General features: G+C 69.2%; 27 protein-coding genes. 3 read left to right on the forward strand and 24 right to left on the reverse strand.

From position 1 onward, the window contains the following. Nucleotides 1-11: 11 nt before the first annotated feature. Genes ACE2AC_RS16025 through ACE2AC_RS16035 form a run of 3 tightly spaced genes read right to left on the reverse strand, consistent with a single transcriptional unit; the run spans nucleotide 12 to nucleotide 1,393 of the window. Nucleotides 12-428 (reverse strand): nuclear transport factor 2 family protein, encoded by a 417-nt coding sequence (locus tag ACE2AC_RS16025; RefSeq protein WP_375688433.1) that lies wholly within the window; start codon nucleotides 426-428, stop codon nucleotides 12-14. 32 nt (nucleotides 429-460) lie between these two features. Next, a complete protein-coding gene (locus ACE2AC_RS16030; protein WP_375688434.1) occupies nucleotides 461-1,210 on the reverse strand; it encodes a GntR family transcriptional regulator in 750 nt (249 codons plus the stop codon). A 42-nt stretch (nucleotides 1,211-1,252) separates the two neighbouring features. Next, nucleotides 1,253-1,393, reverse strand: coding sequence for a hypothetical protein (locus ACE2AC_RS16035; protein WP_375688435.1), 141 nt, complete (start codon nucleotides 1,391-1,393; stop codon nucleotides 1,253-1,255). Here ACE2AC_RS16035 and hemP point away from each other — a divergent pair. Then, entirely contained in the window at nucleotides 1,392-1,559 is a 168-nt protein-coding gene (hemP, locus tag ACE2AC_RS16040; RefSeq protein WP_375688436.1) for a hemin uptake protein HemP, read from the forward strand. The genes ACE2AC_RS16035 and hemP overlap by 2 nt on opposite strands. Nucleotides 1,560-1,581: 22 nt before the next feature. Here hemP and ACE2AC_RS16045 read toward each other — a convergent pair whose 3' ends face one another. From ACE2AC_RS16045 to ACE2AC_RS16055, 3 genes are all read right to left on the reverse strand, one after another. Next, nucleotides 1,582-2,097, reverse strand: a complete 516-nt coding sequence (locus ACE2AC_RS16045; protein ID WP_375688437.1) for a DinB family protein — start codon at nucleotides 2,095-2,097, stop codon at nucleotides 1,582-1,584. Nucleotides 2,098-2,170: 73 nt separating this feature from the next. Beyond that, on the reverse strand, nucleotides 2,171-2,980 hold the full coding sequence (locus ACE2AC_RS16050) for a division plane positioning ATPase MipZ (RefSeq protein WP_375688438.1): 810 nt from the start codon (nucleotides 2,978-2,980) through the stop codon (nucleotides 2,171-2,173). Nucleotides 2,981-3,099: 119 nt separating this feature from the next. After that, nucleotides 3,100-4,308: a hypothetical protein gene (locus ACE2AC_RS16055; protein WP_375688439.1), complete on the reverse strand. Its 1,209-nt coding sequence runs from the start codon at nucleotides 4,306-4,308 to the stop codon at nucleotides 3,100-3,102. Nucleotides 4,309-4,536: 228 nt separating this feature from the next. On the opposite strand from ACE2AC_RS16055, the gene ACE2AC_RS16060 reads away from it, so the two are divergent. Further along, the gene (locus tag ACE2AC_RS16060) at nucleotides 4,537-4,824 is read left to right on the forward strand and encodes a GlsB/YeaQ/YmgE family stress response membrane protein (protein ID WP_375688440.1); all 288 of its coding nucleotides are present in this window, start codon (nucleotides 4,537-4,539) and stop codon (nucleotides 4,822-4,824) included. A 231-nt stretch (nucleotides 4,825-5,055) separates the two neighbouring features. Here the strand turns inward: ACE2AC_RS16060 and rpmE are convergent, their stop codons facing one another. Then, complete coding sequence (rpmE, locus tag ACE2AC_RS16065; protein ID WP_375688441.1) at nucleotides 5,056-5,277, reverse strand: 50S ribosomal protein L31; 222 nt, start codon at nucleotides 5,275-5,277, stop codon at nucleotides 5,056-5,058. 11 nt (nucleotides 5,278-5,288) lie between these two features. Continuing rightward, nucleotides 5,289-5,672 (reverse strand): 50S ribosomal protein L19, encoded by a 384-nt coding sequence (rplS, locus tag ACE2AC_RS16070; protein WP_375688442.1) that lies wholly within the window; start codon nucleotides 5,670-5,672, stop codon nucleotides 5,289-5,291. A 411-nt stretch (nucleotides 5,673-6,083) separates the two neighbouring features. Here rplS and ACE2AC_RS16075 point away from each other — a divergent pair, with 411 nt between their 5' ends. Then, nucleotides 6,084-6,332 carry a hypothetical protein gene (locus ACE2AC_RS16075; protein WP_375688443.1) on the forward strand — a complete coding sequence of 83 codons (249 nt, stop codon included), beginning with the start codon at nucleotides 6,084-6,086 and terminating at the stop codon, nucleotides 6,330-6,332. A 4-nt stretch (nucleotides 6,333-6,336) separates the two neighbouring features. Here the strand turns inward: ACE2AC_RS16075 and trmD are convergent, their stop codons facing one another. The 16 genes from trmD to ACE2AC_RS16155 form a co-directional block, all read right to left on the reverse strand. Beyond that, nucleotides 6,337-7,137 (reverse strand): tRNA (guanosine(37)-N1)-methyltransferase TrmD, encoded by an 801-nt coding sequence (gene trmD / locus ACE2AC_RS16080; protein ID WP_375688444.1) that lies wholly within the window; start codon nucleotides 7,135-7,137, stop codon nucleotides 6,337-6,339. Continuing rightward, on the reverse strand, nucleotides 7,134-7,922 hold the full coding sequence (locus ACE2AC_RS16085) for a hypothetical protein (protein ID WP_375688445.1): 789 nt from the start codon (nucleotides 7,920-7,922) through the stop codon (nucleotides 7,134-7,136). The genes trmD and ACE2AC_RS16085 overlap by 4 nt, the downstream gene beginning before the upstream one ends. Next, nucleotides 7,922-8,425 (reverse strand): ribosome maturation factor RimM, encoded by a 504-nt coding sequence (gene rimM / locus ACE2AC_RS16090; protein WP_375688446.1) that lies wholly within the window; start codon nucleotides 8,423-8,425, stop codon nucleotides 7,922-7,924. The genes ACE2AC_RS16085 and rimM overlap by 1 nt, the downstream gene beginning before the upstream one ends. Beyond that, complete coding sequence (locus tag ACE2AC_RS16095; RefSeq protein WP_375688447.1) at nucleotides 8,422-8,553, reverse strand: hypothetical protein; 132 nt, start codon at nucleotides 8,551-8,553, stop codon at nucleotides 8,422-8,424. The genes rimM and ACE2AC_RS16095 overlap by 4 nt, the downstream gene beginning before the upstream one ends. A 137-nt stretch (nucleotides 8,554-8,690) precedes the next feature. Further along, a complete protein-coding gene (gene rpsP / locus ACE2AC_RS16100; RefSeq protein WP_375688448.1) occupies nucleotides 8,691-9,080 on the reverse strand; it encodes a 30S ribosomal protein S16 in 390 nt (129 codons plus the stop codon). A 48-nt stretch (nucleotides 9,081-9,128) separates the two neighbouring features. Next, a complete protein-coding gene (locus tag ACE2AC_RS16105; RefSeq protein WP_375688449.1) occupies nucleotides 9,129-9,440 on the reverse strand; it encodes a chorismate mutase in 312 nt (103 codons plus the stop codon). Between the two features lie 78 nt (nucleotides 9,441-9,518). Further along, nucleotides 9,519-10,124, reverse strand: coding sequence for a GNAT family N-acetyltransferase (locus ACE2AC_RS16110; RefSeq protein ID WP_375688450.1), 606 nt, complete (start codon nucleotides 10,122-10,124; stop codon nucleotides 9,519-9,521). Beyond that, nucleotides 10,114-10,641, reverse strand: a complete 528-nt coding sequence (locus ACE2AC_RS16115; RefSeq protein WP_375688451.1) for a GNAT family N-acetyltransferase — start codon at nucleotides 10,639-10,641, stop codon at nucleotides 10,114-10,116. The genes ACE2AC_RS16110 and ACE2AC_RS16115 overlap by 11 nt, the downstream gene beginning before the upstream one ends. Beyond that, a complete protein-coding gene (locus ACE2AC_RS16120; protein WP_375688452.1) occupies nucleotides 10,638-11,216 on the reverse strand; it encodes a GNAT family N-acetyltransferase in 579 nt (192 codons plus the stop codon). Before ACE2AC_RS16120 ends, ACE2AC_RS16115 begins: the two co-directional genes overlap by 4 nt. Further along, nucleotides 11,213-11,743 (reverse strand): GNAT family N-acetyltransferase, encoded by a 531-nt coding sequence (locus tag ACE2AC_RS16125; RefSeq protein WP_375688453.1) that lies wholly within the window; start codon nucleotides 11,741-11,743, stop codon nucleotides 11,213-11,215. Before ACE2AC_RS16125 ends, ACE2AC_RS16120 begins: the two co-directional genes overlap by 4 nt. Further along, entirely contained in the window at nucleotides 11,740-12,282 is a 543-nt protein-coding gene (locus ACE2AC_RS16130) for a GNAT family N-acetyltransferase (RefSeq protein WP_375688454.1), read from the reverse strand. Before ACE2AC_RS16130 ends, ACE2AC_RS16125 begins: the two co-directional genes overlap by 4 nt. After that, entirely contained in the window at nucleotides 12,279-12,800 is a 522-nt protein-coding gene (locus tag ACE2AC_RS16135) for a GNAT family N-acetyltransferase (protein WP_375688455.1), read from the reverse strand. Before ACE2AC_RS16135 ends, ACE2AC_RS16130 begins: the two co-directional genes overlap by 4 nt. Then, nucleotides 12,797-13,354 carry a GNAT family N-acetyltransferase gene (locus ACE2AC_RS16140; RefSeq protein WP_375688456.1) on the reverse strand — a complete coding sequence of 186 codons (558 nt, stop codon included), beginning with the start codon at nucleotides 13,352-13,354 and terminating at the stop codon, nucleotides 12,797-12,799. Before ACE2AC_RS16140 ends, ACE2AC_RS16135 begins: the two co-directional genes overlap by 4 nt. Further along, a complete protein-coding gene (locus ACE2AC_RS16145) occupies nucleotides 13,351-13,905 on the reverse strand; it encodes a GNAT family N-acetyltransferase (RefSeq protein ID WP_375688457.1) in 555 nt (184 codons plus the stop codon). The genes ACE2AC_RS16140 and ACE2AC_RS16145 overlap by 4 nt, the downstream gene beginning before the upstream one ends. A 1-nt stretch (nucleotide 13,906) precedes the next feature. Next, on the reverse strand, nucleotides 13,907-15,412 hold the full coding sequence (gene ffh, locus ACE2AC_RS16150) for a signal recognition particle protein (protein ID WP_375688458.1): 1,506 nt from the start codon (nucleotides 15,410-15,412) through the stop codon (nucleotides 13,907-13,909). Between the two features lie 234 nt (nucleotides 15,413-15,646). Continuing rightward, nucleotides 15,647-15,856 carry a hypothetical protein gene (locus tag ACE2AC_RS16155; protein WP_375688459.1) on the reverse strand — a complete coding sequence of 70 codons (210 nt, stop codon included), beginning with the start codon at nucleotides 15,854-15,856 and terminating at the stop codon, nucleotides 15,647-15,649. Nucleotides 15,857-15,994 lie beyond the last annotated feature (138 nt).

Raw genomic sequence — 15,994 nt, forward strand, 5'->3', positions numbered from 1 at the left:
GGGGTCTCCTTTCAGGCGGCAAACGTCGGCGGGTCGCTCTTGAGCCAGCGGATGCGCCAGCCGTCGGGCGTGCCGGCCGCGCGGGCGCGGAGCGTGCGGATGCTGGCAAGGCCCGCCAGCGGCGCGGGGCCGTCGATGGGCGTGCCCGCATCGTGCTGCACCACCAGCATGTAGGCCGTCAGGGCGACGTCGCCGCCCCGGTCCTCGCCGCAGATGTTCGTCAACAGGTGGTGGATGCGCCGGGTGGGTGACCGGGTGGACAGCGCCGCGAGCACCGCGTCGCGGCCGGTCAGCACCTTGCCCTGCCGGTGCCATTCCCCGTCGAGCAGGCTGGCCAGCGCCTCGTAGTCGCTGTCGTCGAGATGGCGGAAGAACCGCACGAGCACGTCGGCGGCCCGCGTCAGCGGGTCTTCGGTCCGGTCGGTCATGGCTCCTCCTCTATGACCGTGCCGGGTTCGCCTCAGCCCTCCTCGGGGCCTGGGATGAACCCTATGTCGGCGCCGCCCTCGCGCAGGACGAGGTCGACGTTGAAGGCGTAGCGCGACGGGTGATAGCAGACCTCGAGGTAGTAGATCGGCTGGTCCTTCGCGGTGAAGTAGAGGCGCCGGGCGCGGATGATCGGCGTGCCCTCGGCCAGTCCCAGCAGGCGGGCGACCTCTCCGGTCGCGGCGATCGGGTCGAGCGTCTGTTCGGCGCGGTGCACCCGGCGGCGGGTGCGGATGCCCATGGCGATGGCCGAGGCGACGGGGCGGCGGTAATCGTCCTCGGACAGCCGCGCCTCGGCGGTGTCGGGGGAATAGCCGTCCGCGACGGTCAGCGGCTCACCGTCGCGGTGGACGGCGGTTCGGATGTGGCGGACGGGCGCGCCCTCGGACAGGCCAAGCGCCTCGGTCAGCCGCGCGTCGGCGGTGATGACCGCGTTCGACACCGGGTCCGAGGTGAAGAGCCGCCCCTCTTCGAGAAAGCCCACCAGGTTGAAGTCGCGGGCCGTGTTGGACCGCCCGGTGACGAAGGTGCCGACCCCGGGGCGGCGCACCAGCAGCCCGCGTTCGACCAGCTGCGCGATGGCCGCGCGGATGGTGATGCGGCTGACGCCGTATTCCTCGCAAAGCTCGGCCTCGGAGGGCAGCATCGTGCCCTTGTCCATCCCGTCGCCGGAAATCCGGTCGAGCAGGTCGCGCGACACCTGTTGGTAGAGGGCTCCGGCCATGTCCGTCCGTCCGTGGCCGAGGTGGCCGTTCCGATGATGATGTCATGACATATTGGGCCGGTCAATCGCCGCCGCGCGAGGCGCGTTGACAAAGCAAAGTGTTTTTGTCAGGAATGGAATCGAGGTCCAGCCACCTTGCGCGCAGGGAAGCACGATCACCGCCACCGACAGGAGTTTCGCCATGACGACCCAACCCCTCTCGATCACGCCGGCGTCGCGCGTCATTGCCATGCCGACCCATGATGCAGAGATGCTGACCGGCCCCGACGGGCTGGCCAAGATCGTGCTGAACGATCAGGTGTACCAGCTGCGCATCACCCGCGCGGGCAAGCTGATCCTCACCAAGTGATACCTCGGCGCGTTCCGGCCGCTCAGGGGAAATAGGCCCGGGCGGTCGGGGCGCGATCATCTTCCAGGTGGAATTCGTCCAGCTGGGGCGGCATCACGCCCGCCTCCTGCAGCTGGACATGGGCCTGTCCCCGGTGATGGATTTGGTGCTGCACGAGGTGCAGGATCAGGGCATCGATCCGTTCGGTCACGTCGGGGTCGTGCGGGCGCGCGGTGCGCACGCGGCGCGACAGGTCGTCTTCGCTCAGCTGCTGGCAGAACCGGGCAAAGCGCATGTCGGCCTCGACCTGCATCTGGCCCAGCACCGCGTGGTCCGAAATCGGTTGCCGGTTGTAGACCGCGAGGCCCTGGCCACCCTCCTCCAACGCGTCGATGTAGTAGAGATCGACCTCGTAGATATGGTTCATCGTCTCGGCGAGCGAGGGGAAGAATCCGGGGCGCGGCGCGCTGAAGGCGCCGGGCGCGAGGTCCTGGAACGCGGTGTAGAGCGTGGCGTTGGCCCAGGCGTTGTTCAGCGCCATCTGCAGGAAATAGGGCATGACGCCTCCTTCGAACCCGGGCGCAGCGGCCCCCCGGGCGAAAGGTTATCCCGCCCCCGCGGGGGCGTCGAGATCAGAAGGCGACCTCGACCCCCGGCAGTTTCAGCTCGGCGATCATGTCGCGCAGCTCCTGCCGGGCGGCGACGTTCGAGATGTTGAGCTGCTTGACCCCGAGGTCGGGCAGGTCGAGCAGCGTCAGGCCGCGCGGAAACAGCTCGCGGAAGATGACCCGTTCGGAGAATCCGGGTGCGATGCGGAAGCCGATGCGCTTTGACAGGCGGGTGATCGCGGCTTCCATCTTCATCTTGTTGATCATCGCCTGCGCGCCCAGGCGGTTGCGCAGCACGATCCAGTCGAGCGGCTTGAGCCCGGCCTGCGCGCGCAGCTGGCGGGCGGACCAGACCATCTCGGCATAGACCGAGGGGCCGAGGATCTTTTCGCCGTCGTTGTCGACATGGGCCAGCAGGTCGAAATCGACAAAGCTGTCGTTGAGCGGCGTGATCAGCGTGTCGGCCAGCGAATGCGCCACCTGGCTGAGGCGGGTGTGCGAGCCGGGGCAATCGACCAGGATGAAATCGGAATGCGGCTCGAGCCCCGCGATGGCGGCCGAGAGGCGATAGTCATAAGGGTTCTCGCCGGGCTGCATCTTCGAGGGGTCCGCCTCGGGCAGTTCGTGGAACTCGGGGCTGGGCAGATCGATGCCCTCGGTCTCGATGAAGCGGCGGCGGTTGTCCATGTAGCGCCCCAGGGTGCGCTGGCGCATGTCGAGGTCGAGCACCGCGATCCTGTGGCCCATCCGGGCCAGGGCGGTTGCCACGTGCACGGAAACGGTGCTTTTCCCCGCCCCGCCCTTTTCGTTCCCAACGACAATGATATGCGCCATGCCTGTCCCCTATACCGCCTGTGGCGGGTCTTATCGCTTGGGTCACACTATATGTTGAGTGGTCATGCAGATAAAGGCGTTTCCGGGCGGAACACCCTGAAATGTGGGTCTAACACGGGCTAATTCTCGACGGGTGTGCCCAATACGACAATGAGCAGCCCGAGGATGGCGAGGCCGAGGAAGCCCGCCGCCTTCAGGCCCTGTCCGTCGCGCCGGGCGCCCCGGGCCGCCAGCCAGGCCTGCACCGCGTAGTAGGCCGCGAAGGCGCGCGAGGCGTAGGAGACGATCTGGAAGATGTCGGCGATCCAGGTCAGGGCCAGCCCGACCGCCGCAAGCCCGGCATAGGCCACCCGGGGGCTGACGCGGTGGCCGGACAGTTCGGCGATCAGCCCGCCCGATCCGCCGGTGTCCGCGACGGCGGCGCTGAACTGTGCCGCCAGCGCCGCGGCCACCAGCAGCAGCGGCAACACCGGGGCGATCACCGCCATCATGTCGATGATCGCGGTCTCGGAGAACCCGATCTCGTCCTCGTGGAAGACATAGGCCATCAGCACGATGTAGGTCATGTAGATCCCGGATGAGAGCCACTGCGACCAGCGCATCGACCGGATGCGGGTGGCGGCGTCGTAACTCGCCCCCAGATAGCGAGACGTCTCGAATCCCTGCACCGTCACCAGGAGGCCCATGACCAGCGTCACGGCGGGCCAGCCGGTCACGCTGGCCGGCGACAGGACCAGCGCATCGGCCTGCCATTGGTCGCGGAAGTAGATCGCGAGGCCGGCGATCAGCGCAGCGATGATCGCGAGCTTCAGCGCGACGGTGGCGTATTCGAGGCTCTCCAGCGCCGCGAAGCCGCGCCGCCAGCCGGTGAGCAGGATGACCACGATGATCGAACTGGTGACGAGGCGGGCAGCCAGGTCCGTGTCCCAGGGCGTCAGGCTGACGGCGAAGGCGCCGAAGAGGTTCAGGTAGTAGGCGACCGAGATCATGTAGGCAAAGGCCAGCACCGCCGCGGCCAGCGTTTCAACGGCATGATCGCCCGCCGGCCGCGGATCGGCGCTGTCGCCGATGCGGGCGATGTTCGCGCGGACCGCGGCGCCGAAGGCCCAGGCCGCGAGGCAGAGCAGCGCCATCCCGGCCGGGGCCCAGGCCCCGAAGGCATGGTCGAGCACCGGGCCCACGATCAGGAAACCGCTGCCGATGATCGAGGCGAGCGGCGTCACCATCGCCCGCCAGGTCGGCATCCGCCGCAGCGCCGGCCGCCAGAGCAGGACGCCGGTGGCCAGGGCAACGGCGACGAGGAAGAGGTTCAGCAACAGCTCGGACATGGGCGCTCGGCGGGCTGGGAACGGGCGATGGTCCCCCTCTCCTCCCCCGGCGCGTTACCGCTGTGCAAGCATGGAAAGGTAAAAATTGACCTTACGTCAAAAGCCTTTTGCTTCAATTTCTGATTGTGGCGTAGGATGTAAGCGCCGCCGCCCGGTCCCTTTTTTCCGGTGGTCGGTAGATTTTGATTTCTGCGGTGACAAGCAGCGCAGACAGAAGGGAGAGTGAAAATGGATACCACAACGGCTGCGGCCGATACCAATTGGCTGATGGGCCTACTCATCACGATCATCATCGGTGCGATCGTCGGCTGGCTGGCCGGCGTCATCATGAAGGGCGGCGGGTCCGGCCTGATCATGAACGTCATCCTCGGGATCTGCGGGTCCTTCGTCGGCGGCTGGCTTCTGCCGCTGATCGGGATCTCCTGGGGCGGCTTCTGGGGGTCGTTCTTCATGGCGCTGATCGGCGCCATCATCCTGATCCTGGTCTTCCGGCTGCTGCGGCCCGGCCCGGGCTGATCCCACCCGCCGCGGCCGCGGGCCCGGCGATCACGCACCACGTCAGGCGGCCGCCACTCCCGGGTCGCCTGGCGCAAGGCCCGGCGTTGTCCACGGCACCGGGACCGGCGGGTGCGGGACATCGGGCAGACCCCTGTCCGGCAGGATGTCCCGGCCCGCCCCGGCCCGAGGGCCCAAAGAAAAACGCCGCCCCGAGGGGCGGCGTTTCGCATGTCGGCACGATGGCGCGGCTCAGAAGCCGAGGCCGGCGTACTTGTTCTTGAACTTCGACACGCGGCCGCCGGCGTCGGTCAGGCGCGCGCCGCCACCGGTCCAGGCCGGGTGCACGGTCGGGTCGACGTCGAGCGACAGCTGGTCGCCTTCCTTGCCCCAGGTGGACCGCATCTGGAACACGGTGCCGTCGGTCATCTTGACGTCGATGACGTGGTAGTCGGGATGGATGTCTTTTTTCATGGTGCGGCTCCTCAGGCTTCGGCGTTTGCCTTGGGCTTGTAGTTGGTGACTTCCGCGATACGGGCGGATTTGCCGCGGCGGGAGCGCAGGTAGTAGAGCTTGGCGCGGCGGACGCGGCCACGGCGCACGACCTCGATGCTCTCGATGTTGGTCGAGTAGAGCGGGAACACGCGTTCCACGCCTTCACCGAAGGAAATCTTGCGAACGGTGAACGAGCCGGCGATGCCATGGCCGTTCTTGCGGCTGATCACGACGCCCTCGTAGTTCTGGACGCGCGACCGGGTGCCTTCGGTCACCTTGAAGCCGACGCGTACGGTGTCGCCGGCCTTGAAATCGGGGATCTCTTTCCCCAGCGAGGCGATCTGTTCCGCCTCGAGCTGTGCGATCAGGTCCATCTGATCAACTCCTATCTGCTCGCGGTTTTTTCCGCGAAGGTGGTCGGATCGAGAGAGCTCCTGGTCTTCTGCCGGGTCCGCTGATGCGCCCGCCGGAGGTCACGCCGTGTTTCTTGCTGGGGTCCGTCCCGGCCCCGGAACCGCCGAAGAAAGCGGGGATGGGCCACGACAGACAGGCCCGGCGACTCGCGCGGAGCACCGGACTGGGGGGCGTATACTGTGAGGGCGCCTTGCGATCAAGGGGAAGGGGGATCGGCCGGGCGCTGCCCGGCCGATCCGGCGGGGGCTTTGCCCCCCTTGGCCTGCGGCCAATTCCCCCCAGGATATGAAACCAGGGGAAGCGGCGGGACGTGGTGGCCCATTCTATGCGATGGGGACGGGATGGAAGCGGTCAGACCGGGGGAGGTGACGATGGCGCGGTCCGAGACATGCGAGGTCCTGCGGGACGGACGGTGGAAGGTCGCGACCATCGACGATTTCCTTTCGGCCTCTCGCGAGCTGGTCACGCGCTGTTTCGCCTGCGGCGGGCCGGTGCGGGCGCACCGGCTGGCCAGTAACGGGATGCGCGCGCATTTCGAGCATCGCGTGGCGCATCCAGGCTGCGCCCTGGGGTCATGTTTCGACGGGACGTCCCGGCCGCATCCGGACGCGACCCGCTGAGGCGTCAGCCGTCGCCCTTGCGGCGCGCCTCGTGCGCGGCCCAGAGGTCGGGGCGGCGGTCGCGGGTGATCTCTTCGGACATGGCGCGGCGCCATTTCGCGATCTCGCCGTGGTGGCCGGACATCAGGACATCGGGGATCGCCCGGCCCTGCCAGTCCGCGGGGCGGGTGTACTGCGGGTGTTCGAGGAGGCCGTCGGAAAAGCTCTCTTCCTCGGTCGAGGCGGCATTGCCGAGGACGCCGGGCAGCAGGCGGACGGTGGCGTCTATCATCGCCTGGGCCGCCAGCTCTCCGCCGGTGAGGATGAAGTCGCCCAGGGAGACCTCCTGCACGTCGTAGTGGTCGAGCACGCGCTGGTCGACGCCCTCGAACCGGCCGCAGATCATCGTCATGCCGTCGGCACGCGCCAGGCGGCGGGCCATCTGCTGGTCGAAGCGGGGGCCGCGGGGCGAGAGGTAGATCAGCGGCCAGGCGCCGCGCGCGGTGGCCTGCGCCTCTTCGATCGCGGCGCCGAGGACGTCGGGACGGATCACCATCCCGGCGCCGCCGCCGGCGGGCGTGTCGTCGACGTTGCGGTGCCGGCCGATGCCGAACCGGCGCAGGTCGAGGGTGTCGAGCTGCCAGAGCCCGTCCTTGAGCGCCTTGCCGGTCAGGCTTTCGCCGAGCACGCCGGGAAAGGCCTGCGGGAAGAGGGTGATGATCCGCGCGGTCCAGACCCCGGCGAGGTGGACGGGTTCGGCCATCAGGTCGCGGGGCTGCAGCGTGGCGCGGATGGACTTGCGGCCGTGGGACTTGTTCTCGGTCATGCGGGGGTCTTCCGGGCTTGGCGGATCAGGCGGGCCTTGGCCTCGCGCACCGCGGGCCAGGGGCGGTCGCTGCGGTTGAGGGCGAGGAGGGCGTCGAGGGTGTCGGGCGGCAGCGCGGTGTTGGCGCGGGGCTGCGGCCGCAGTGCGGCGCGGAGGGCCGGGGCGATGTCGGCGAGGTCGAGCAGGGCGTCGAGCGGGCCGAGCGGGCCATCCGCGATATCCTCAAGCGCGGCTTGGTGGACGGTCGCGGGCACGGTAGCGGCGATGCGGGCGACCTCGGCCGCCAGGTCGGCATGCGGCAGGGCGCGGGCGGCGTAGGCGGTGGCATCGTCGGTGATCCGGGTGGCGCGCAGGTGCTGGGCGTGGCAGCTGGCGACCCAGGGGCCGGGCGCGCGGGTGGTGAAGAGGATGTCGATGCGGTGCGGCCTGCGGATCGCGGCTGCCGCGGCCTCGCAGAGGCCCGCCATCAGCCTCGGGGCGGCGTCGTAGCCGGTGGCACCATGGCGGAACGGCATGTGGCCGGCGAGGTCCTCGGACGAGACAAGGACCGTGCGGTCGTCGCCGCCGAGCGCCTCGAACACGCGGGCGGCCTCGGCCAGGTAGAACGCCCAGTCGACCGGATCGGCGCTGGCCGAATAGGCGCGGGCGGCTTCGGTCAGGCCGGGCATGTCGGGTTTCAGCAGGATGCGCGCCACGGGTGACAGGCGGGCGCGGTTGGCGGCGAGGGTCTGCTGCAGGCTGGAGGTTCCGGTCTTGTGGAACCCCGCATGCACGACGAGGTGCATCAGATCAGCCCCTCGGGCGGATCGGCGATGATGCGCCCCCCGGCGAGGTCCACCGTCGGCACGCAGGCCAGCGTGAAGGGCAGCAGGAAGGTCTTTGACCCGCCGGGCTGCGTCACCTCGAGCAGGTCGTCGGCCCCGTGGTTCATCACGGCCTTGACCCGGCCAAGTTCCGTGCCGCCGGTGTCGAGCACGGCCAAGCCGATCAGGTCGGCGTGGTAGAATTCATCGTCCGGCAGCGACGGCAGCCGGTCGCGGGGCACGAAGAGGCGCACGCCGCGCAGGGCGTCGGCCTGTTCCTTGGTCGCCACGCCGCTGAGGCGCGCGGCCAGGCCGTTCTTGATCGGGCGGGTGATCTTCAGCGTGTAGCTGGTGGCCCCGTCCTCGGTCGAGAGCGGCGCGTAATCGGCGATCGCCTCGGGTTCGGCACAGAAGCTTTTCAGCCGGACCTCGCCCTGGACCCCGAAGGACCCGGCGATGGCGCCGACGCAGACCATGTCGCTCATTCCACACCCTCGCAGAGCACGTCGGCCAGGAGCACGCCCGCGCGTTCGGCGCAGCGTTCGGCCTGGCGGGTGCGTTCATACACCATGCCCGCGACGAAGGCGATTGCGATGAAGATCAGCGTGCGCATTGGTCCGGGACTGTGGGGATATTGTTGACAGCTGACAACCCGGGAAAACCGCGTTGAGGCAGTGTGTTACGCGCGCCGTGCCGCAAGGGCAAAGGCGCGCGCGGGGCGCGGTCCGGTGACCGCGCCCGGGCCGGGGATCACTCCTCGGCGGCGGCTTCTTCTGCCGGTGCTTCGGCCGGAGCCGCGGCTGCGGCGGCCTTCTCGGCCTTGGCGGCAGCGCGTTCCTGGGCGGCTTTGCCCGGGGTGCCCTTCTTGGGGTTGCTGCGCTCTTTCTTCTCGGTCACGCCGGCGGCTTCGAGCATGCGGGCGACGCGGTCGGTGGTCTGCGCGCCCTGGCCCAGCCAGTACTGCACGCGCTCGACGTCCATCTTCACGCGGTCTTCGCTGTCCTTCGGAAGGAGCGGGTTGTAGGTGCCCAGCTTCTCGATGAAGCGGCCGTCGCGCGGCATGCGCGAGTCAGCGGCGACGATGCGGTAGAAGGGGCGTTTCTTGGAACCGCCACGGGCGAGGCGAATTTTCATGGCCATTTTGGTATCTCCTTGGAATGGCGTGAGTTTCGACGGGTTTGCCCCGTCTTACGATTGGTGTTGCTGGTGGTGCCGAATGACTTCGGCGATGATGAAGTTCAGGAACTTCTTGGCGAATTCCGGGTCCAGATCGGCCGCTTTCGCCAAATCTTCGAGCCGTGCGATCTGCTGCTCTTCGCGGGCGGGATCGGACGGCGGAAGGTCGTGTTCGGCCTTGAGTTTCCCCACGGCCTGGGTGTGCTTGAAGCGCTCGCCGAGCGTGTAGACGAGGATCGCGTCGAGGCGGTCGATGCTTTCGCGGTGGCCCCTGAGAAGGGTCGCGGCGCGGGCGACTGGATCGGTGGTCTGCGTGTCGTTCATGGTCTCGTCTCTGGCGTCGGTATCACGTCGGTATTGCGTCGGTATCACGTCGGTATTTTCGTCGGCGCGGCGGGCGGGTCAGTCGAGGGCATAGCCCTGCGGCTGGAATTTCGGGTCGGCGTAATGCGCGATCTCGAGCGAGATGGCATCGGTGATCTGGCTGTTGCGCAGCGCGGCGGGCGAGGGGTGGCGGTAGCAGACGTCGTTGCCGTCCACGGTCGCCGCCTCGGCGTCCTTCCTGGCCCCCAGGCGTTCGGCCAGCCGGATGCTGTCGAGGTTCTTGGGGTCGATGTAGCTGACCGCCCCGTCCCATCCGAGGGTGTCGTAGAAGTGGGCGCGCGCGGCATGGGTGGCCTCGAGCGCGTAGCCCTGGCCGGCGGTCTCGGGCCAGATGATCCAGGCGATCTCGGCCTCGGGCCAGCCGGCGGGTTTCCAGCCCCCGGCCATGCCGAGCGGGCGGCCGGTCGCCTTGTCGTGGAACATCCACATGCCGTAGCCGCGGATCTGCCAATGGCCGATCTCGGCCGCGTAGAGCATCCAGGTTTCGTAGGCGTTCAGCGGCCCGCCCATGAAGCGCGAACGGTAGGAGGAGAAGGTCGCCTTGAAATCCGGGTAGTCCGCGGGTTCGGGGCCGCGCAGGACAAGGCGCCGCGTCTCGATCACGGGGATGGAGCTATGCGGCATCTTCGGCCTCCCTCGGGTCGGGGTGGCGGAAGATCAGGCAGGGTTCGCCGAAGAGCGTCGTCTCTTCCTCCTGCACCGCGCCGAGGCGCAGGGCGAGCGAGATCGAGCGGCCGTTGTCGGGGTGGATCTGGCTGATCAGCCGTTCGAAGCCCCATTCGCGGGCGGCGTAGAGGCGCGCGGCCTCGGCGGCCTCCTTGGCAAAGCCGTGGCCTTCCTGGCCGCTGAAGATGGTCCAGCCCAGTTCCGGTTCCGGCCAGCCGTCGTGGCGGATCACGCCGGTGCGGCCGACGGCCTTGCCGGTTTCGCGGTCCTCGATCATCCACAGGCCATAGCCGCGCAGCGCCCAGTGGCCGAGCTGGCCGAGCAGGCCCTGCCAGGCCGAGAACCTGTCCTGCGGGCCGCCGATGAACTCGGTCCGTTCCGAGGCGGCGAATTCCGCGACGACCGGGAAATCCGTCTCGCGCGGGTCGCGCAGGATCAGGCGGTCGGTCTTGATGACGGGGATATCGAGGCTCATGTCCGGGCCTCCCCGGCCTTGTAGCGGTAGACCATGACATCGGCGTTCGGCGCGGGCAGATGCCCCTCGGCGCGGGCGCCCAGGCGTTCGGCCAGCGCGGCGGACCGGGTGTTGCCGTCGGTGACGTAGCTGGTCAGCGTCTTCCAGCCCAGTTCGTCGAAGGCGTAGTCGCGGGCGGCGCGGGCGGCCTCCTGCGCGATGCCGCGGCCCTCGGCCTTGCCGGTGAAGAGGTAGCCCAGTTCCGGTTCCGGGTCTTCCTGGTCGAAGCCCAGCAGGACGAAGCCGAAGGGATCGCCGCCGTCCTTGGGTTCGACGGTCCAGGGGCCGTGGCCGCGCAGGGTCCAGCCGGCGACCATCTGGGCGAAGTCGAGCCAGGCGTCCTCGCGCGTGTCGATGTCGAGGAAGGTGCCGCGCGGGCCCAGGACGACCTCGGCGAAGATCGGGAAATCCTCGACCACCGGGCCGCGCAGGCGCAGCCGTTCGGTGACCAGCACCGGGATCTGTCCCGCCACCCGGCGGGCGAGCCGGGCGCAGGCGCCCGAGGGCGGGGTTTCGCAGGGCAGGCGGGTCTTCATGCCGCGACCTCGCGCACGTCGGGGTGACGCCAGATGTTGACGGCGGTGTCGTGCAGTTCGAAGGGCCGTTCGACCGTGGCGCCGAGGCGGGTCGCCAGCGCCTCGGACCGGGCGTTGCGGGGGTCGATCAGGCTGATCGGCGCGGGCAGGCCCAGATCGGCCGCGGCGAAGGCGCGGGCGGCTTTCGCCGCGTCGTGGGCCAGGCCCTTGCCCTCGAAGCCGTCGAACACGGTCCAGCCCAGCTCGGGCTCGGGCCAGTCGAGGTGGTGCAGGATGCCGGTCCAGCCGGCGGTGGCGCCGGTGGCGCGGTCCTCGATCACCCAGAGGCCGTAGCCGCGCATGTGCCAGTGCCCGGCCATGTTCATCAGCATGCGGTAGGTGTCGACCTCGTCGCGCTGGCCGCCGGTGAACTCGGCCCGCGGCGTCGCGAAATAGGCGGCATAGGCCGGCAGGTCGGCGTCGCGGGGCGCGCGCAGGATGACACGCTCGGTCTCGACCACGGGGATCGGGCAGGGAAAGGCGGTCATGAATAGGCCTCCATCCCGCCGTCGGCGATGTCGGCGGGCGCGGGGTGGCGCCAGATCTGCATTTCGCCCCAGCGTTCGTGGGTGAACTCGGTGTCGAGGTAGGCGCCCATCCGGGCCGCGACCTTGGCCGAGGCCTGGTTGGCGGGCTTCACGAGGCTGATCGCGGTGGTCCAGCCCAGCACGTCGTAGGCATAGCTGCGGGCGGCCAGCGCGGCCTCGGTGGCATAGCCCTTGCCCTCGGAGCCGTCGAAGAGGTCCCAGCCGATTTCCGGTTCGGGCCAGCCCTCGGGGTTCCAGAGGCCGACGTTGCCGACGGTCTGGCCGGTTTCGGTCACGTCGACCATCCAGCGGCCGTAGCCGCGCAGGGTCCAGTGCCCGATCTCGCAGCCGAGCTGGCGCCAGGCCAGTTCGGCGGTCAGCGGGCCGCCGACAAAGATCGACCGGTCCGAGGCGTAGAAGGCGCGCATCGGTTCGATGTCGCGCGCGTCGGGGCCGCGCAGGGTCAGGCGTTCGGTGTGCAGGGTGGGGATCTGGATCATGCCGCTTTCTCCCGCAGGTCGAATTCGAAGCGCAGCGTCAGCGGCTCGCGCCCCGGCAGGGGGCTGAGCACGCCGCCAAGCGCACGGGCGATGGCGATGGAGCCGTCGTTGTCCTCGTGCACGAAGGCCAGCAGGTCGGACCAGCCGAGGTCGTCGCGGTAGTGGCGCAGCACCTCGGTCGCGGCCTCGCGGGCATAGCCCTTGCCCTCGTCGGCACCGTCCCATAGCGTCCAGGCCAGTTCCGGCGGCATCGTGTCGTCGTGGCTGAAGGCGCCGACATGGCCCATCGGGCGGCCGGTGGCGCGATCGGTGATGATGTAGCGGCCGTAGCCGCGCAGCAGCCAGTGCCCGGCAAAGTTCGCCAGTTTGTCGAAGGCCAGGCGGCGCGACTTGGGCCCGCCGATGTAGAGCGTGCGGGGCCCGACCGTGTAGGCGGCGAAGGCCTCGAAATCCGACGCCTCGGGGCGGCGGAGGTGCAGGCGGTCGGTGGTCAGGGTCTCGGCGGCGATCATGGTCATGCCAGGCCCTCCAGCAGCTTGCGGCCGGCCTGCGTCTTGGGCAGGTGGCGCCAGATCCGCATCTCTCCGGTGATCTTGTGGTCGAAGAGGCCCTCGGCCCGTGCGCCGAGGCGTTCGACCAGCGCGGTTGACCGCGGGTTCGCCTCGTCCACCAGCGAGATGCAGGAGGCCCAGCCCTTTTCGCGGAAGAGCCAGTCGAGCACGCCGCGCGCGGCCTCGGTCGCGTAGCCCTTGCCCTCGGCCCCGTCGAGCAGCTGCCACGACAGTTCCGGTTCCGGCCAGCCCTTGGGGAACCACGGGCCGACGAGGCCGACATGCATCCCGGTTGCCTTTTCGAGCACCGCGAAATGGCCGTAGCCGCGCAGGTGCCAGTGGCCGATGATCGTGGCGATCGACCACCAGACGGCTTCCTCGTCCGGGAACTGGTCGACGAAGGCGCGGGCGCCGGGCATCAGGTAGGCCGCCGTCGCGTCGAAATCGGGGGCGGCGGGGCACACGAGGCGCAGCCGCTCGGTCGTGATCTCGGGGAAGGCAGGGGCGGAGGGGCGCATCATGATGCCACCTCGGCGCCCTGGCGGGTCAGGTCGTGGAAGATCACCACGTCGTCCGGGTCGATGCCGGGCATGTCGGTGCGCGGCACGCCGCCCAGCTTCCGGCCAAGCGCGATCGAGCGTGCGTTGCCCGGGTCGATGTAGTTGACGATGTGGTCGAGGCCGAGCGTCGCGCGGGCCCAGAGCAGGACCGCCTGCGCCGCCTCGGTCGCGATGCCGGTGCCCTCGGCCGCGGGCACGACGAACCAGCCCAGTTCGGTCTCGGGGTAGTCGGCGGGCTGGTAGATGCCGACCTCGCCCATGTAGGCGCCGTCGGACAGCCGTTCGACCGAGAAGGGGCCGGCCCCGAACAGCGGCCATTGCCCGACCTCGGAGGCCCAGATGCGCCAGGCCTGCGCGCGCGACAGCGGCCCGCCTTCCCAGACCGAGCGGTCCGAGGCGTAGAAGGCCGCCCGATGCTCGAAATCCGCCAGCACCGGCATGCGCAGGCGCAGCCGGGCGGTGGTGAGCGTCGGTGCGACCGTCAGGTCGCTGAGGCGGGCGGCCGGTGCCATGTTACTTCTTCTTTCCGAAGCCGCTGAGGCCCGGGGGCAGGGCAGAGCCGCCAAGGCCGGGCAGGCCGGGCATCTTGCCGCCGGGCAGGCCGCCGCCCATCTGCTTGGCCGCGGCCTCCAGCGCCTTGGGGTCCATCGTCGACGGGTCGGGCATGCCCTTGCCGCCCATGGCCTTCATCGCCTGCTTGAGCATGCCGCCTTTACCCATCTTGCCCATCTTCTTCATCATGTCCGCCATCTGGCGGTGCATCTTGATGAGCTTGTTGAGGTCCGAGACCTCCATGCCCGAGCCGGCCGCGATCCGCTTCTTGCGGCTGGCCTGCAGGAGGCCGGGATTGGCCCGCTCGCGCTTGGTCATCGACTGGATCATGGCGATCTGGTGCTTGATCGCGCTGTCGTCAAAGCCCGCTTCCTGCACCTGCTTGGCCATCTTGCCCATGCCGGGCAGCATGCCCATCACGCCTTCCATGCCGCCCATCTTGAGCATCTGGTCGAGCTGGTCGCGCATGTCGTTCATGTTGAACTGGCCCTTGGAGAACCGTTTCATCATGCGCTCGGCCTGTTCGGCCTCGAGCGTCTGCTGCGCCTTCTCGACCAGCGCCACGATGTCGCCCATGCCGAGGATCCGGCCGGCGATCCGCTCGGGCTCGAAGGTCTCGATGGCGTCCATCTTCTCGCCCAGACCGACGAAGCGGATCGGCTTGCCGGTCACGGCGCGCATCGACAGCGCCGCACCGCCGCGGCCGTCGCCGTCCATCCGGGTCAGCACCACGCCCGAGACGCCGATCTTGTCGTCGAATTCGGTCGCGACCTCGACGGCGACCTGGCCGGTGAGGCCGTCGACCACCAGCAGCGTCTCGCGCGGGTTCACCACGTCGCGGACGTCGGCGGCCTGCTGGATCAGTTCCTGGTCGATGTGCAGCCGGCCCGCGGTGTCGAGCATGTAGACGTCGTAGCCGCCGAGGGACGCCTGCGTCTTGGCGCGTTTGGCGATCTGGACCGGGTCCTCGCCCTTGACGATGGGCAGGGTGTCGACGCCGATCTGCGCGCCGAGGATCTGAAGCTGCTCCATCGCCGCGGGGCGGTTCACGTCGAGCGAGGCCATCAGTACGCGCTTGCCGTCACGCTCCTTGAGGCGCTTGGCGAGCTTGGCGGTGGTGGTGGTCTTGCCGGAGCCCTGGAGGCCGACCATCAGGATCGGGGCCGGGGCGTTGTCGATCTTGAGCTTGCCGGGATCGGTGTCGCCCGAGAGGACGTGCACCAGTTCGTCATGCACGATCTTCACGACCTGCTGGCCCGGCGTGACCGACTTGGTCACCGCCTGCCCGGTCGCCTTGTCCTGCACCGCCTTGACGAAATCGCGCGCCACCGGGAGGGAGACGTCGGCCTCGAGCAGGGCGACGCGGACCTCGCGCAGGGCGGTCTTGACGTCATCCTCCGAGAGCGCGCCCTGCTTGGTCAAGCGGTCGAAGACACCGGAAAGGCGGTCGGATAGGTTTTCGAACATGCTCCGGCCCTCCAGCGGCCCTGTTGATGCGACGTGCCCCCGATGTGGGCGGGGACGGTGACTTTCTCAAGCGCCGAGTCGTGACCCGGGCCCAAACGACAATGGCACCAGTGGGCGCAACGCGCTGACTGGTGGCGATCCCTGCTCGAAACGGCATTGGGACCGGAAGTTCGATAGCTTCCGGGTATTACGGGGGCGTTTAGGCGGGCGCGGCCCGCGAGTCAAGCCGGAGGCTCATGCGGGCTGGGACGGGCGGGGCGTCCGGGTGCCCTTGGCGACGGCTGCGGCCCCGGCCGCGGCGGCCTCGCTCGCCTCGCAGGCGCCGGGCGGCAGGGCGGCCGACATCATCTCGTTCACGGCGCGGTAGTAGTTCGCCCAGAAGACGGTGGCGGTCTGCATCGGCAGGGTCATCATCATCATGCTGGTCTGGAAGAAGGGGTTCATCGGCAGCGCTCCTCTGGTCCGGGCCGGCGGGGGCGGGGTCTCGGACGGTCAACACGGGGATGATACCGCCTGTTCCGCCGCGGTCGCGGGACAGGGTGACGCAAGGACAGGCGGCGGCGGAGTGCCGCCGAAAGAAAG

It is taken from the genome of Pseudooceanicola sp. LIPI14-2-Ac024, assembly GCF_042188925.1.
In the GTDB taxonomy this organism is placed as follows: Bacteria; Pseudomonadota; Alphaproteobacteria; order Rhodobacterales; family Rhodobacteraceae; genus Pseudooceanicola.

Bases quoted from the DNA above. Each gene is read 5' to 3' on its own strand.
- ACE2AC_RS16035 (WP_375688435.1), bottom strand. From the start codon at position 1,393: ATGGCGAAACTCCTGTCGGTGGCGGTGATCGTGCTTCCCTGCGCGCAA.
- ACE2AC_RS16110 (WP_375688450.1), bottom strand. From the start codon at position 10,124: ATGCCGCATAGCTCCATCCCCGTGATCGAGACGCGGCGCCTTGTCCTG.
- ACE2AC_RS16055 (WP_375688439.1), bottom strand. From the start codon at position 4,308: ATGTCCGAGCTGTTGCTGAACCTCTTCCTCGTCGCCGTTGCCCTGGCC.
- rimM (WP_375688446.1), bottom strand. From the start codon at position 8,425: ATGAGCGACATGGTCTGCGTCGGCGCCATCGCCGGGTCCTTCGGGGTC.
- ACE2AC_RS16120 (WP_375688452.1), bottom strand. From the start codon at position 11,216: ATGAAGACCCGCCTGCCCTGCGAAACCCCGCCCTCGGGCGCCTGCGCC.
- ACE2AC_RS16095 (WP_375688447.1), bottom strand. From the start codon at position 8,553: ATGCGCACGCTGATCTTCATCGCAATCGCCTTCGTCGCGGGCATGGTG.
- ACE2AC_RS16135 (WP_375688455.1), bottom strand. From the start codon at position 12,800: ATGACCATGATCGCCGCCGAGACCCTGACCACCGACCGCCTGCACCTC.
- ACE2AC_RS16050 (WP_375688438.1), bottom strand. From the start codon at position 2,980: ATGGCGCATATCATTGTCGTTGGGAACGAAAAGGGCGGGGCGGGGAAA.
- ACE2AC_RS16140 (WP_375688456.1), bottom strand. From the start codon at position 13,354: ATGATGCGCCCCTCCGCCCCTGCCTTCCCCGAGATCACGACCGAGCGG.
- ACE2AC_RS16105 (WP_375688449.1), bottom strand. From the start codon at position 9,440: ATGAACGACACGCAGACCACCGATCCAGTCGCCCGCGCCGCGACCCTT.
- ACE2AC_RS16125 (WP_375688453.1), bottom strand. From the start codon at position 11,743: ATGACCGCCTTTCCCTGCCCGATCCCCGTGGTCGAGACCGAGCGTGTC.
- ACE2AC_RS16030 (WP_375688434.1), bottom strand. From the start codon at position 1,210: ATGGCCGGAGCCCTCTACCAACAGGTGTCGCGCGACCTGCTCGACCGG.
- ffh (WP_375688458.1), bottom strand. From the start codon at position 15,412: ATGTTCGAAAACCTATCCGACCGCCTTTCCGGTGTCTTCGACCGCTTG.
- ACE2AC_RS16130 (WP_375688454.1), bottom strand. From the start codon at position 12,282: ATGATCCAGATCCCCACCCTGCACACCGAACGCCTGACCCTGCGCGGC.
- ACE2AC_RS16060 (WP_375688440.1), top strand. From the start codon at position 4,537: ATGGATACCACAACGGCTGCGGCCGATACCAATTGGCTGATGGGCCTA.
- ACE2AC_RS16025 (WP_375688433.1), bottom strand. From the start codon at position 428: ATGACCGACCGGACCGAAGACCCGCTGACGCGGGCCGCCGACGTGCTC.
- ACE2AC_RS16045 (WP_375688437.1), bottom strand. From the start codon at position 2,097: ATGCCCTATTTCCTGCAGATGGCGCTGAACAACGCCTGGGCCAACGCC.
- rplS (WP_375688442.1), bottom strand. From the start codon at position 5,672: ATGGACCTGATCGCACAGCTCGAGGCGGAACAGATCGCCTCGCTGGGG.
- ACE2AC_RS16155 (WP_375688459.1), bottom strand. From the start codon at position 15,856: ATGAACCCCTTCTTCCAGACCAGCATGATGATGATGACCCTGCCGATG.
- hemP (WP_375688436.1), top strand. From the start codon at position 1,392: ATGACGACCCAACCCCTCTCGATCACGCCGGCGTCGCGCGTCATTGCC.
- ACE2AC_RS16115 (WP_375688451.1), bottom strand. From the start codon at position 10,641: ATGAGCCTCGATATCCCCGTCATCAAGACCGACCGCCTGATCCTGCGC.
- trmD (WP_375688444.1), bottom strand. From the start codon at position 7,137: ATGACCGAGAACAAGTCCCACGGCCGCAAGTCCATCCGCGCCACGCTG.
- rpsP (WP_375688448.1), bottom strand. From the start codon at position 9,080: ATGGCCATGAAAATTCGCCTCGCCCGTGGCGGTTCCAAGAAACGCCCC.
- ACE2AC_RS16145 (WP_375688457.1), bottom strand. From the start codon at position 13,905: ATGGCACCGGCCGCCCGCCTCAGCGACCTGACGGTCGCACCGACGCTC.
- rpmE (WP_375688441.1), bottom strand. From the start codon at position 5,277: ATGAAAAAAGACATCCATCCCGACTACCACGTCATCGACGTCAAGATG.
- ACE2AC_RS16075 (WP_375688443.1), top strand. From the start codon at position 6,084: ATGGCGCGGTCCGAGACATGCGAGGTCCTGCGGGACGGACGGTGGAAG.
- ACE2AC_RS16085 (WP_375688445.1), bottom strand. From the start codon at position 7,922: ATGCACCTCGTCGTGCATGCGGGGTTCCACAAGACCGGAACCTCCAGC.